Here is an 11,444-nt window from a genome sequence, read left to right on the forward strand (position 1 = left end):
GCTGAATGTTGAATGGTCGATCGCCATTCAGCACAGGCGCCTGTTCAGGCCATTCAACATTCACACTTCAACATTCATAATTCATTTGAGGAGGCCATAATGGGTAAAATTGTAGGTATCGACCTGGGGACGACCAACTCGTGCGTGGCGGTCATGGAGGGCGGCGACGCCGTCGTCATCCCCAACGCCGAGGGCAACCGGACGACCCCGTCGGTCATCGCCTTCGCCAAGAACGGCGAGCGCCTGGTCGGGCAGACCGCCAAGCGCCAGGCGACGATCAACCCTGAGAATACGCTCTACTCGATCAAGCGCTTCATCGGCCGCGACTTCGACGACACCCCCTCCGAGCGCGAGATCGTGCCGTTTAAGGTCACCAAGGGCGCCCGCGGCGACGTGCGGATCGGCGTGCCGCAGACATCTAAGGACTACGCGCCCCAGGAGATCTCGGCCATGGTGCTGCAGAAGCTCAAGGCTGACGCCGAGGCCTACCTGGGAGAGCCCGTCACCCAGGCCGTGATCACCGTCCCGGCCTACTTCAACGACGCCCAGCGCCAGGCCACCAAGGACGCCGGCAAGATCGCCGGCCTTGAGGTGATGCGGATCATCAACGAGCCGACGGCCGCCGCCCTGGCCTACGGCCTCGACAAGAAGAAGGACGAGACCATCCTGGTCTTCGACCTTGGCGGCGGCACGTTTGACGTGTCGGTGCTGGAGGTCGGCGACGGCGTGGTCGAGGTGCGGGCCACCAACGGCGACACCCACCTCGGCGGCGACGACTACGACGCGGCGATCGTCGACTGGATCGCCGATGAGTTCCGCAAGGACCAGGGCATCGACCTCGGCAAGGACCGCCAGGCCCTCCAGCGCCTCAAGGAGGCCGCCGAGAAGGCCAAGATGGAGCTCTCCAGCGTCAGCGAGACGGAGGTCAACCTGCCCTTCATCACCGCCGACGCCAGCGGCCCCAAGCACCTGGCCATGAAGCTCAGCCGGGCCAAGTTCGAGCAGCTCACCAGCGCGCTCACCGAGCGCCTGCGCGGCCCGGTCAACCAGGCGATCAAGGACGCCGGCCTCAAGGCCTCGGACATCCAGGAGGTCGTGCTGGTCGGCGGCTCCACCCGCATGCCGGTGGTGCAGGAGCTGGTGCGCAAGATCATCGGCAAGGAGCCCAACAAGAGCGTCAACCCCGATGAGGTCGTGGCGGTGGGCGCGGCCATCCAGGCCGGCGTGCTCGGCGGCGATGTCAAGGGCGTGGTGCTGCTCGATGTGGCCCCGCTCTCCCTGGGCGTCGAGACCCTGGGCGGCGTGATGACCAAGCTGATCGACCGCAACACGACGATCCCGACCCAGAAGAGCGAGATCTTCAGCACGGCGGCCGACGGCCAGACGGCGGTGGACATCCACATCCTCCAGGGCGAGCGCGAGATGGCCGGCGATAACATGACCCTCGGGCGCTTCCGGCTTGAGGGCATCCCCGCGGCCCCCCGCGGCGTGCCGCAGGTCGAGGTGACCTTCGACATCGACGCCAACGGCATCCTGAACGTCTCGGCCAAGGACAAGGCCACCGGCAAGGAGCAGCGGATCACGATCACCGCCAGCACCAACCTGAACAAGGACGAGGTCGAGCGCATGGTGCGCGACGCCCAGTCCCACGCCGAGGAGGACAAGGCCCGCCGCGAGCTGATCGAGCTGAAGAACCAGGCCGACAGCCTGTCCTACCAGAGCGAGAAGACCCTGGGCGAGCTCGGCGATAAGGTCGACAGCATCGAGAAGGGCCGCGTCGAGGGCCTGATCAAGGACCTGCGCGACGCGGTGGCCCAGGAGAACCGCGAGCGCATGGAGGGCCTGACCGGCGAGCTGCAGCAGGCGATGTACGCCATCTCGCAGAGCGCCTACCAGGAGGGCGCGCCCCAGGGCCAGCCCGGCGCCACCGGCAGCGACAAGAAGGACGACGGCGTCGTCGAGGGCGAGTACACGGTCGAGTAGAAGTAGGGGACAGGGGACAGGGGACAGGGGACAGGGGACAGGGGACAGGGGACAGGCAGCAGCCGTACGCCGGCTGTTGCCTGTTCTGCATTCATGTGGTAAGATTTCGCCGTTCGAGATGACAGGGTAGTTCCCAGTGTATAGACGCGACAGATCAAACCTGTCCCCTGTCCGCTGTACCCTGTCCCCATGACGGGGTAGTTCCCAGTGTATAGACGCGACAGATCAAACCTGTCCCCTGTCCGCTGTACCCTGTCCCCTCATCATACGGGCAGGTCGCATAGTCTGGTCTAGTGCGCGGCACTGGAAATGCCGTACAGCAGCAATGCTGTCGAGAGTTCGAATCTCTCCCTGCCCGCCGATCTGCTGATTCGGGGTGCATATGCCGATCCTCAACCCCCATGCTACACTCGTGGTGAAAGGAAACGACACCACCATGAGTATTGCCACTGAGCGCGTGGAGATTAGTCACGCATCCCGAATTCTCAACATCGATGACGTGATGCTGAGGCACCTTGTTACCGCCGGCGTCATTGCCGGCAATAAGCACATCTGCGATCTGAGCCAGGCCGCAGCGATAGTTGCCCGCCTTTGCGTTGCCCAGGATAGCGCTGCGGGCCAAGCTATCTATGTGACCGAGGCGGCCGAGAAGTACGACCTCGAACGCCGCTCGATCTACAACTGGATACGAGCTGGCTGGATTCAGGTCATCCAGCCTGAACCCCTCGTGCAGGTAGACGAAGGCGATCTGTGTGTGGCGCGGGAGTTGATCGCGCTGCTGGGCGGTCGGCAATCGGGAAGGCCCGTCTTCCCCGCAAGGCCGCGCAAGCGGGCACACAGCAGGCGCAAGCGGGCAGACGCGACCGCTGGCACCTGATTCGCTCAGCGGCCTTCCTGGTGCGTCTAGCGGCCAATTGCGTGCAGCACGACCGCGATGATCTGCTGCATACTGCCATATTCGGCGATGCCGTACCAGATCACGCCGATTAAAACCGGGATGGCGAGCCAGGATGTGTGGCGGGCGGCGACCCGGCCGAGCTGGCGTCCGTAGCTGCGAGCGAATGAGCCGAAAATCGAGCGGAGCATTGTGTCAGTCCTTTCGGTTGCGAACGTATAGCTTTACACTTGAGGCGGTAGCCACCAGGGCCAGTTTACCGCATTGGGCGTAACGCGACTGTAAAAAGTTAGCCCCCCGAGCGGTCTGAACCCAGACCGCTCGGGGGGCTATGTGCAACTTGTTTCCTACATATGTTGCGCTTGCAGGGGCGTCACGACGGCGAAGGTTTTACACCTATCACTCATCCTCCGGCATAAACTGCCGCCCCAGGCCGATCATCTGGCGGATGATTGACTGGATCAGCACCAGGAAGACGACCACAATCTGCTGATCCCTCCCCGCCACACCCAGCCACATTAGCAGATCCAGTACTCGCCAGCGGGCCAGAGAGCCCAGGTAGGGCGACATTAGCCCCACCGATGCCAGGGCGACCAGACCCAGCAGTCCCCAGGAGAGGTAGAAGAGCGCGGCGATCGTGCGCTCAAACACCAGTTTCCAGCGTATTGCGGTCATTACCTTCCCCCAATCATATCCACCAGGTCGTCAATGTCGCGCAATACCTGCTCGTACTCCTCATCTGACACCCCCTCGTCATCAGTGAGCAGCTGGAGGTGATCGCCCAGGATCTCGATTGACTGCTCAATCGCAGCGCCTTTCTCGCCGGTCGTGATGCGGTTCCGCAGCTCGATAACCCAGTCTTTCAGCATTGGGAAGGGGATCGGCTCGCCGCTCTCCAGAGGGGTGAGCGCGGGTGTTTGCGCGCAAACATCGCCGTCGGCGCTCTCTGTCTCTGGCGACGCCGGCTGTAGGCTGTTGCGCAGCGTCTCGATCTGGCGCTGGTACGCCTCGGCCACATTCAGATTGATCGTGGCGATCGTGGCGCATCGCTGCTCGGCCTGCTCCAGATAGGCGGGGGCGATCGGCAGCTCGCGCAGCTCGTGGGCGTCTGCGAGGAGCTTGCGCACCTGGGACACCTGATCCTCAAGCAGGTGAAAGAGCTGATCATCAGCTTCGGGCTGCGGCTGGTTCTTCCAGGGCAGCTCAATACCGGCCAGGGTCAGCATCTGCTCCAGCTTCTGGCGCGAGTCGTCGAGCCTGCCGGCGTCCTCATCGTATTTAATCTCTTCCCTCACCAGCTGCTCGGCGATCGCTGTGGCGATCGTCGCGGCGCTGGCGTCGGGCGCAAGCTTCTGGCTGGCGCTGTAGTGCATCCGGCGCAACATCAGCCGCAGCATGCCCGCCGGTACGTCGGCCAGCGCGCCGGCCAGCGCGGCCTCGGCCGGCTCCTTGTACATCTGCCGGATCTGCTTCCTGTCGGCCTTCTTGCGCGCCGCGTCGCTCTTGGCCGGGTCGGCGCTCTTCTCTAGCGCGGCCTTGCACTGGCAGCGGGTTGACTTGCAGACCATGGAGTACCCGGTGTGGCCTTCAACCGGGTGAGCGCCATAGCTCACCTTGGCAACCACCAGGTTGCTACAGCTGCGGTACTTCGCCTCTTTCTTGATATCCGACCGCTTGACCCCGCTGAGCGTGTCGTACTCGCCGTAGCCACCTACGGCATCAGCAGGCAGACCCTCCTTCGCGGCCGCGGCCGCGGCCGCGATGCGCCGCGCGGCTTTCTCTTTCAGCTCGGCGCAGAGCAGCGACGGGCAGCGGTTCGAAACGCGCATCCGTATCGCGCACTCTTTGCAGTTCTGGTTCTGCACGCCGTCGACGGGCAGCGGCGCCTGCCAGGGCCAACTCACTTTTTCCAGGCTCACCGATACCTTGTCTAGCAGATCATCGACGATGCGGCGCAGCTCGTCGGCCGGGATCTTGGAGATCAGCGGCACAATCTCACTCAGCGCGCTGATCTTGTTGCCCCTCACCCAGCATGAGATCGGCGTATCCCAGCTGTTGATGGGCAGCTCGGCCAGCGGCTTGAGCGCCATCATCTGGCGCTCGCTCAGTTCTCCGCCCGCGAACAGGCGCAGCAGCTCGGCGGGCAGCTTTAGCAGGCCCACCTTGTTGGTGACTGTGGACCTGTCGATCCCCAGCTCCTCGGCCACCTGCTTATGGCTCCAGCCGAAGGCGCGCATGTAGTGATCAATCGCCCGCGCCTCTTCGTAGGGGCTGATGTCCCTCCGGTCTTTGTTCTCGCTCCAGGTCTGCTTGACCATGGCGCGGTCATCCAGCTCGCGGATGATCAGCGGCATCTGGGCGTAGGCCGGGTCGGTCTCGGCCAGCAGCGAGTATGCCCGGCGGCGGCGGTGCCCGAAGGCGAGCTGGTAGCGCTCGCCGACCTGGCGCGCCGTCGGGATCTGGAGCAGGCCGTTGGCCTTGATGCTCGCGGCTGTCTCGGCGATCGCCGCCTCGTCGTAGCTGAGCCGTGGTTGGTAGGGGTTGTCGTCGATAAGCGACAGGTGAACTAGGGTTGGGGTGATCATTGATTGACTCCTTGCTCTGCTGCGCGCCGCTCGGCGGCGTGCCTGCGACCGTGCTGCAATTGCTCGGCTTTGCTTAGCCCCTCGGTGCCACATTGGCGGCAGCGGTAGACGACCTTTGGCTCTTCTGGCGTATTGCTGTTATTGCCAGCTACGCCATCCGTATTGGCGTCGCTCTCCAATAGATTGACCAATAGCGGCTCAGTAAATTCCTCACGCGCCCAGGCCAGCGCTGGCGGCGCGGCCTCGGCTGGAGCATCGTCAGTCTCGGCGGTGGCGGCCAGCATCGTCGGCTCTGGCGGTGGCTCTTCGGCCAGGCGGTGGAGCAGCGAGGCCAGGGCGAAGGCCAGCCCGGCCAGCGGGGCCGACTCGGCCACCGACAGCGCCAGGGCCAGCGGATCGAACAGGTGCTGGGCAGCCAGCCAGTTCGCCAGCCCGCCCGGAACGCGGTGGGCGTAGTCGGCCAGGCCGTTGAGCGCGATCGCGGTGGCCACTGCGCCGAGGGCCACCGCGCGGGCCTGCCGGCGCAGATCGGGGCGCAGCGACAGTAGGCTGAGGCTCAAGTACGCCAGCTCGAACCCGCCAGCGGCTAGGGCGGATGCGATAGCCCCACGGGTCGGCTCCAGGGCGCGGAACACGCCGACAGCGGACGGTGCGGAGAGCAACAGCACGGCCAGCACGGCGATGCCGATCTTCCAGCGCGGGTTAATGTTCATTGGTCGTCTTTCCATGCAAGGGGCGATGCCTTGGGGATGCCCATATAGTCCAGCTGACTATGATCAGAGGCCCACCAACTCGCGGCAGTAGCCCTCACCTTTCCACGCCGGATCTGGCTCGTAGTGGCGGCAGGTGTCGCAGCGCATGCCGCGCCGCGGGCGCCGGGTGAGCAGGTTGCCCAGGAGTTCTTGCTCGCTGATCATCGGTGTCTCCTATCTGGCCCGGCGCAGCTGCGCGGCGCCGTGGCGGGCCTCGGCCACCCGCTCGATGTGCCAGGCCAGAGCCTCGGCGGCCGGGGTGTCGTAGCAGCGCAGCGCGTCGATCGTCGCGGTCGCTGCGGCCGGGTTGGCCGCAGCCAGGTCGTGCAGGATGTCTACGCAGCGCTGGATCGTGTCCATAGCGCGGGTCGCAGCCTGGGCGGTTGCGTCGGAAGTCTTCACGGTGTTACCCCTTTTGGGCCTGGGGCCGCTCGCCACCAGGCGCGGGTTTCTTCGCTGCTGCCGCCCAGCTCGGCGAAGGCCTTGCGGTGTGATATCCCGACTGCCTTGCGGGCCTCATACGCAGCCCGCAGCTCGGCTTTCCTCTCATCCTGCTGTTGCTCCTGCGCCAGCTGTCGGCGCCGGTGCATATTCAGGCCACGGCCTCGGCGCGGGCGCACACGTCCAGGAGGTATGGCCTCAGCGCGGGCGTTGACGTTCAGGGTGATGCCCGGTGCGCCTGCGCCTGCGCCTGCGCCTAAGCTCATTACCACCCCTGCCGCGCCTGCGCCTGCGCCTGCTGTGTAAGTCGCAGTCGCAGTTTCAGTCGCGGGTGCGCCTACGCTTTGTGATGCGCTAGGCGCGGGTTCGGCCAGGAGGTACGCCAGCAAATCATCAGGCGCGATCTGAGTTGTCACTCCTTCTGCCGGTCGCGGCACTGCGACTGCCGCCGGGGTGGTGATCAGGCTCTCCGGGTCGGTGAGCTCGGGGATGGGCAGGCTGATCTTCTTGCCGCTCTCGGCGTCGCGCAGCACCGCCACCCGCCGCCCGTCGCGGCCCTTGAGCACGTCGGCGATCTGCAGGTTGCGCAGTACCTCGCTCTTGCCCTTCAGCCCCAGCGTGCCGACCATCTTGTCCTGAACCCCTACGGTCATACGAATATTCAATTTGCCGCCCCGACGGGCCACGTCCTCGAACAGCTCTAGGCCACCGTCGAGGGCGGGCAAAACGTCCTGGGCCTCATCAATGACTAGGTGCAGCACCGGGAACCGGCGCACGCCCTGGGCGCGCTGGGCGCGGCGCTCGGCCACCTCTGCGTCGACAATCGTCAGCAGCTCGCCGATGCTCGCGATGTTGTCGCCGGCACCGCGCACCTCGCAGCCGGGCCAGAGGCCGGGCGCGGCGTCCGGGTCGCCCACCAGCACCCGCTCACCGCGCGCGGCCCAGTCGGTAGCCATGGCGTGGATGAGCGTCGTTTTTCCGCCGCGCGTGTGACCGATGATCAGCCGGTGCGGGGTATCTTCAAGCTGGCGCTGTAGCTCGCCTGCGGCCGGCTCCGCTTCCTGCTGCGCTGCCTGCGCCTTGGGCGTGCGCCCGGTGGCCGATGTTTGCGCGCAAACATCGGCCGGCGCCGCCGGCGCCGGCAGCGCCCGGCGCAGCTGGGCGGGCAGCTGGCGCAGCTGGGCGGGCAGCTGGCGCAGCTGCGCCGGCGCCGGCAGCTGCGCCAGGTAGGGGGTGATCTCCTGGCGCACCTCGGGCACGGTGAGCGCGCAGCCACCGACCGCAATCCCCGCCGGCACGATCCAGATCGGCGAGCCCGGCAGCGCAACCGTGCAGACGCCGGCGGCACCGCCGAATAGGCCGATCAGCAGCCCCCGGGCCAGCTCCTCTCCGGTGATCAGCGCCATAGTAACCCCCTACTGCCGAATGATGACCGCCTCGGCCTGGCGCTTGCCGCCGCTCACCAGGGTGATCACCGCGAAGATGACGACGGTTATCGAGATGACCAGCAGCGCCTGCACGAAGATACTGAAGAAGGCGCAGAGCGGCACGGTGATCAGGAAGCGCACAGTGGGGTTGTCGACCCAGGTGCCGACGAGATCCCAGCTTTTCTGCCAGTCGGTGATGTAGTCGAAGATGATCGAGAGCCAGAGGATCAGGCTCAGCAGCGGGTGGGCGACGGTGGGGAAGGCTAGCTCGAACAGCGACGGCAGCAGAGTGAAGCTGGTTAGGATGATGCCGCTGAGCAGCGCCCCCACGCTCAGCTGGAGCAGTGATTCGGTCTGGGCGGACATCTGGCTGATCGCCGGCTCGGCGGCCGTGCGCAAGCCGGTGGTGAAGGTCCAGGTTGAGTTGAGGTCGAAGGTGATGTAGACGGGCGCCAGCAGCAGCGCTATCAGGCCGAAGACGAATAGCATAAACAGCGCGCTGGCCGGCTCGGCGTGCCGCATGCTGTTGCGCGCGGCCAGGACGAAATAGCGAATGTCCAGCAGGCGGGCGACACAACTGCGCGATTCGGTGTCCACAATGTTGTCCTTTCGTGGTAGATTGAGAGGGCCATTCAGGGTGCCATTCGTGGTACTGGCGGAGGCGCGGTGTGTAAGCACCGCGCCTTTTTCATTCCTCACGTTCTTCGGCCATCACTCGCCTCCGATCATCAGCTCATCCAGCGCCTGCCGGACGGCTCGCTTAATCCACTCCGGGTCGTTCCGACCATCCTGGAGCTGCAGCAGCTTGCGCTCGCGCTCCAGGGCCGACTTGAACAGCATCTGGCACACCTCCGACTCGGCCAGCGGCCGGGCCTGCGCCATGCCGAGCTTGGCCAGCATCTGGTTGCTCTCGGCGAACATCTGGTTCAGCTCCTGGTGGTGCCGGCGCAGCACGGCCTGCTCTTCGTCGCTCAGGTGCAGCTCGATCTGGATCGTTCGCATTTACATCCTCGCTATCTGGCCCAACTTGTCCGAGTAGTCCTGATCACGCTTGGCCCGATTGGCGGCGGCCTGCACCGCCCACACCGCCGTCGAGTGGTCGCGGTAGCCCAGCGCTGCGGCGATGTCGCTGTAGGAGTGGCGCTGGTTGAAGTAGAGCATCCAGGCGGCGGCCTGCCTGGCCTGCACCAGGCGCGTGCTGCGGCTGCCGGCCTGGAGCTGCGCCGGCTCGACCTCGAACGCCAGCGCGACCCGGCTGAGAACCTGCTGTGTGTTCACGCGGCTTCCTCCTCGATGTCTAGGTCCGATGTGTCGCCGCCTAGCCGCCAGCCGGGATTTTCGCGCTGCATCTTGGCGAACCATTCCGGCGTATACGGCTCAGGCTCAACCTCGCGCATGCCCGGCCTGGGCGGCGACTCGCGCCACGCCTTGACGATCCGGCCCGGGTACCAGCCCTGGGCGCGTCGTGCGAGGAAGTCGGCCTTGGCGGCCTCGAAGTCCAGGTGTGCGAATTCGCCGGCGGCGGATACGTGTTGTTCGAGCAGCCAGAAGTAGAGCGGGGTCGGTTCAAAATCGCGCGCGGCGCATGGAGTAGTAGTACCTTGATCAGAAGAATCCGAATCAAGAAGTGGTACTTCTTCTTCTACATGTGGGGGTGGACACGATCTTTTGATCGTGTCCCTCCCGGTTTGGCGCGTTGGGCTGCGCGATCTGGACACGATCATTTGATCGTCCACGATCATTTGATCGTCCACGATCATTTGATCGTCCACGATCATTTGATCGTCCACGATCAAATGATCGTGTCCACCCCGTTTCTTGCGTTTAGGAAGCGGAGAATTGGGGTTGTAGATGAAGTAGAGCGCCGGACGATTTCCGCCGCGCGGTCGGCTCCTCACAATGCCGGCCTTGAGCAGCGGCTGTAGCTGGATCTGGACATTGCGGGGCGACTTGAGCCCCAGCAGCTCGGCGATGTCGGACTGGGTTGGCTCCTCCTTCAGGGTCTCGAACATCAGCAGGCTGATGACGATAAAGCGCTGGGTTGGGGTCAGATCGGTTCGGGCTATCAGCCAATGGGGGACGGTGGTTGATTCCTGCTGGAACCGTGAGATGGGGCGAATCTGGTCGTCTGGTTCCTCGTTGGCCATAGGTCATCCCCTGATGTTTGCGCGCAAACATGGTGCGTAGGTCATAGTCCACACTCCTTGAGAAACACCGCGACCTGGGGGTCGCGGCGGTCGAGCAGGGCGGCGATTGCGCGCCGCCGGCGGCGGGCGGCGGCGCGCTGGCAGCGCTTTGAGCAGAACCGGGCTCGCGCGGGCGCAGCGCGCCGCCGCAGTGTTCGCAGCGTGTTGAAGCCATATACCAGCCTCTGGTAGCATGCGTGTCCTTCTGGCGTGTGATACAATCGACAGGCAATTCTCTCTTTACGGCCTGCGCTTTGCCCAGCGCGGGCCGCGTTGGTATGGGGGGCGGGGAGGTACATCAAAATGACGACGATGACGAGGGTTGAGAAGATTAAAACGGCCATCCTCCGGTTGTCGGAGGAGGAGGCGCGGGCGCTGCGGGCCTGGTATGAAGAGCGGGATGCGCAGCAGTGGGATGCCGAGCTGGAGGCCGATGTTGCGGCCGGACGCCTGGACGCTCTGGCTGATGACGCTATTCGCGCCTTTCAGGCGGGCAACGCAACCGAGCTATGAGGCATTTTGCAAGCCCACCTCAATAATCAGGCGATGTCGGCCTGAGAAAACGCACCTTCTGCGGCCCGCGCCATCCCCGGCGCGGGCCGCTTTGCGTTTAGTTGAAATTCGGTTTAATTGGTAAGGTGCGCCCCAGTGCGAGTTTGCCTAGTATAGCCGGTTTTGAGAAAGGTTATAATAAGCCATTCTCAAAACAATGCTTCGCCCACCCTACACAGAGCGTAGGGGCCGGGAGGGGGTTTTTCGCTTGGGGATGCTACAATCGCGGTGCGGTGTGCTGCTCAGGTTCCAATTGCTCAGCACAGTCGCTCACAGTCGAAACCCCTGCTGTTAGGTAGTTACGCGGCTAACAGCAGGGGCTGGCTGTCCCCCTCTTGCGCTGTTGGTTCTCCCCCAAACAAGTCGCTCACATTCACTTCCAAAGCCCGAGCAACGCGATCAAGCATCGGTCTATCGAGCTGCTTGGGCTTGTCATTCCAGAGTGCGTGAGCGCTGCTGTAGGATAGCCGCGCATTCCAAGAGAGCTGCTGAATGTTCCAGCCTTTTGCTTCAGCAAGCTCTTTTATTCGCAGGTACGTCATGTCACCTCCTTTCTGCCTGCCATCTATCCGACACAAGGATACCACACAAGAATACATTGTCAATATCTTAATCTTGTATCT

At 64.3% G+C, this 11,444-nt stretch carries 15 protein-coding genes and 1 tRNA gene; 4 read left to right on the forward strand and 12 right to left on the reverse strand.

Annotation, left to right across the window (positions count from 1 at the left end; translation table 11 throughout):
* The first annotated feature begins 99 nt into the window (after positions 1 to 99).
* The 3 genes from dnaK to K2Z83_RS04535 all read left to right on the forward strand — a co-directional run bounded on the left by dnaK (position 100) and on the right by K2Z83_RS04535 (position 2,860).
* Positions 100 to 1,983 (forward strand): molecular chaperone DnaK, encoded by a 1,884-nt coding sequence (gene dnaK, locus K2Z83_RS04525; RefSeq protein WP_220593973.1) that lies wholly within the window; start codon positions 100 to 102, stop codon positions 1,981 to 1,983.
* 269 nt (positions 1,984 to 2,252) lie between these two features.
* Positions 2,253 to 2,341 (forward strand) — tRNA-Ser (locus K2Z83_RS04530).
* Positions 2,342 to 2,365: 24 nt separating this feature from the next.
* The gene (locus K2Z83_RS04535) at positions 2,366 to 2,860 is read left to right on the forward strand and encodes a hypothetical protein (RefSeq protein WP_220593974.1); all 495 of its coding nucleotides are present in this window, start codon (positions 2,366 to 2,368) and stop codon (positions 2,858 to 2,860) included.
* Positions 2,861 to 2,886: 26 nt separating this feature from the next.
* Here K2Z83_RS04535 and K2Z83_RS04540 read toward each other — a convergent pair whose 3' ends face one another.
* From K2Z83_RS04540 to K2Z83_RS04590, 11 genes are all read right to left on the reverse strand, one after another.
* Positions 2,887 to 3,069: a hypothetical protein gene (locus tag K2Z83_RS04540; protein WP_220593975.1), complete on the reverse strand. Its 183-nt coding sequence runs from the start codon at positions 3,067 to 3,069 to the stop codon at positions 2,887 to 2,889.
* Between the two features lie 208 nt (positions 3,070 to 3,277).
* Positions 3,278 to 3,553 (reverse strand): hypothetical protein, encoded by a 276-nt coding sequence (locus tag K2Z83_RS04545; protein WP_220593976.1) that lies wholly within the window; start codon positions 3,551 to 3,553, stop codon positions 3,278 to 3,280.
* A complete protein-coding gene (locus K2Z83_RS04550) occupies positions 3,553 to 5,463 on the reverse strand; it encodes a ParB/RepB/Spo0J family partition protein (protein ID WP_220593977.1) in 1,911 nt (636 codons plus the stop codon). The genes K2Z83_RS04545 and K2Z83_RS04550 overlap by 1 nt, the downstream gene beginning before the upstream one ends.
* Positions 5,460 to 6,176 carry a hypothetical protein gene (locus K2Z83_RS04555; protein WP_220593978.1) on the reverse strand — a complete coding sequence of 239 codons (717 nt, stop codon included), beginning with the start codon at positions 6,174 to 6,176 and terminating at the stop codon, positions 5,460 to 5,462. Before K2Z83_RS04555 ends, K2Z83_RS04550 begins: the two co-directional genes overlap by 4 nt.
* A 63-nt stretch (positions 6,177 to 6,239) precedes the next feature.
* Positions 6,240 to 6,380, reverse strand: a complete 141-nt coding sequence (locus K2Z83_RS04560) for a hypothetical protein (RefSeq protein ID WP_220593979.1) — start codon at positions 6,378 to 6,380, stop codon at positions 6,240 to 6,242.
* 9 nt (positions 6,381 to 6,389) lie between these two features.
* Complete coding sequence (locus K2Z83_RS04565; protein WP_220593980.1) at positions 6,390 to 6,617, reverse strand: hypothetical protein; 228 nt, start codon at positions 6,615 to 6,617, stop codon at positions 6,390 to 6,392.
* Positions 6,614 to 8,062, reverse strand: coding sequence for a type IV secretory system conjugative DNA transfer family protein (locus tag K2Z83_RS04570; protein WP_220593981.1), 1,449 nt, complete (start codon positions 8,060 to 8,062; stop codon positions 6,614 to 6,616). The genes K2Z83_RS04565 and K2Z83_RS04570 overlap by 4 nt, the downstream gene beginning before the upstream one ends.
* 9 nt (positions 8,063 to 8,071) lie before the next feature.
* The gene (locus K2Z83_RS04575; RefSeq protein ID WP_220593982.1) at positions 8,072 to 8,680 is read right to left on the reverse strand and encodes a hypothetical protein; all 609 of its coding nucleotides are present in this window, start codon (positions 8,678 to 8,680) and stop codon (positions 8,072 to 8,074) included.
* A 114-nt stretch (positions 8,681 to 8,794) separates the two neighbouring features.
* Complete coding sequence (locus K2Z83_RS04580; RefSeq protein ID WP_220593983.1) at positions 8,795 to 9,085, reverse strand: hypothetical protein; 291 nt, start codon at positions 9,083 to 9,085, stop codon at positions 8,795 to 8,797.
* Positions 9,086 to 9,361, reverse strand: coding sequence for a helix-turn-helix domain-containing protein (locus K2Z83_RS04585; protein WP_220593984.1), 276 nt, complete (start codon positions 9,359 to 9,361; stop codon positions 9,086 to 9,088).
* The gene (locus K2Z83_RS04590) at positions 9,358 to 10,230 is read right to left on the reverse strand and encodes a hypothetical protein (RefSeq protein WP_220593985.1); all 873 of its coding nucleotides are present in this window, start codon (positions 10,228 to 10,230) and stop codon (positions 9,358 to 9,360) included. Before K2Z83_RS04590 ends, K2Z83_RS04585 begins: the two co-directional genes overlap by 4 nt.
* A 342-nt stretch (positions 10,231 to 10,572) precedes the next feature.
* Here K2Z83_RS04590 and K2Z83_RS04595 point away from each other — a divergent pair, with 342 nt between their 5' ends.
* Positions 10,573 to 10,782, forward strand: coding sequence for a hypothetical protein (locus K2Z83_RS04595; RefSeq protein ID WP_220593986.1), 210 nt, complete (start codon positions 10,573 to 10,575; stop codon positions 10,780 to 10,782).
* A gap of 338 nt (positions 10,783 to 11,120) precedes the next feature.
* Here the strand turns inward: K2Z83_RS04595 and K2Z83_RS04600 are convergent, their stop codons facing one another.
* Complete coding sequence (locus K2Z83_RS04600) at positions 11,121 to 11,363, reverse strand: helix-turn-helix transcriptional regulator (protein ID WP_220593987.1); 243 nt, start codon at positions 11,361 to 11,363, stop codon at positions 11,121 to 11,123.
* Positions 11,364 to 11,444 lie beyond the last annotated feature (81 nt).

The sequence above is a fragment of the Oscillochloris sp. ZM17-4 genome, assembly GCF_019599295.1.
Taxonomy (GTDB): Bacteria; Chloroflexota; Chloroflexia; order Chloroflexales; family Chloroflexaceae; genus Oscillochloris.

Coding starts and splice junctions, on each gene's coding strand:
- dnaK (WP_220593973.1), top strand. CDS start 100: ATGGGTAAAATTGTAGGTATCGACCTGGGGACGACCAACTCGTGCGTG.
- K2Z83_RS04535 (WP_220593974.1), top strand. CDS start 2,366: ATGCCGATCCTCAACCCCCATGCTACACTCGTGGTGAAAGGAAACGAC.
- K2Z83_RS04540 (WP_220593975.1), bottom strand. CDS start 3,069: ATGCTCCGCTCGATTTTCGGCTCATTCGCTCGCAGCTACGGACGCCAG.
- K2Z83_RS04545 (WP_220593976.1), bottom strand. CDS start 3,553: ATGACCGCAATACGCTGGAAACTGGTGTTTGAGCGCACGATCGCCGCG.
- K2Z83_RS04550 (WP_220593977.1), bottom strand. CDS start 5,463: ATGATCACCCCAACCCTAGTTCACCTGTCGCTTATCGACGACAACCCC.
- K2Z83_RS04555 (WP_220593978.1), bottom strand. CDS start 6,176: ATGAACATTAACCCGCGCTGGAAGATCGGCATCGCCGTGCTGGCCGTG.
- K2Z83_RS04560 (WP_220593979.1), bottom strand. CDS start 6,380: ATGATCAGCGAGCAAGAACTCCTGGGCAACCTGCTCACCCGGCGCCCG.
- K2Z83_RS04570 (WP_220593981.1), bottom strand. CDS start 8,062: ATGGCGCTGATCACCGGAGAGGAGCTGGCCCGGGGGCTGCTGATCGGC.
- K2Z83_RS04580 (WP_220593983.1), bottom strand. CDS start 9,085: ATGCGAACGATCCAGATCGAGCTGCACCTGAGCGACGAAGAGCAGGCC.
- K2Z83_RS04590 (WP_220593985.1), bottom strand. CDS start 10,230: ATGGCCAACGAGGAACCAGACGACCAGATTCGCCCCATCTCACGGTTC.
- K2Z83_RS04595 (WP_220593986.1), top strand. CDS start 10,573: ATGACGACGATGACGAGGGTTGAGAAGATTAAAACGGCCATCCTCCGG.
- K2Z83_RS04600 (WP_220593987.1), bottom strand. CDS start 11,363: ATGACGTACCTGCGAATAAAAGAGCTTGCTGAAGCAAAAGGCTGGAAC.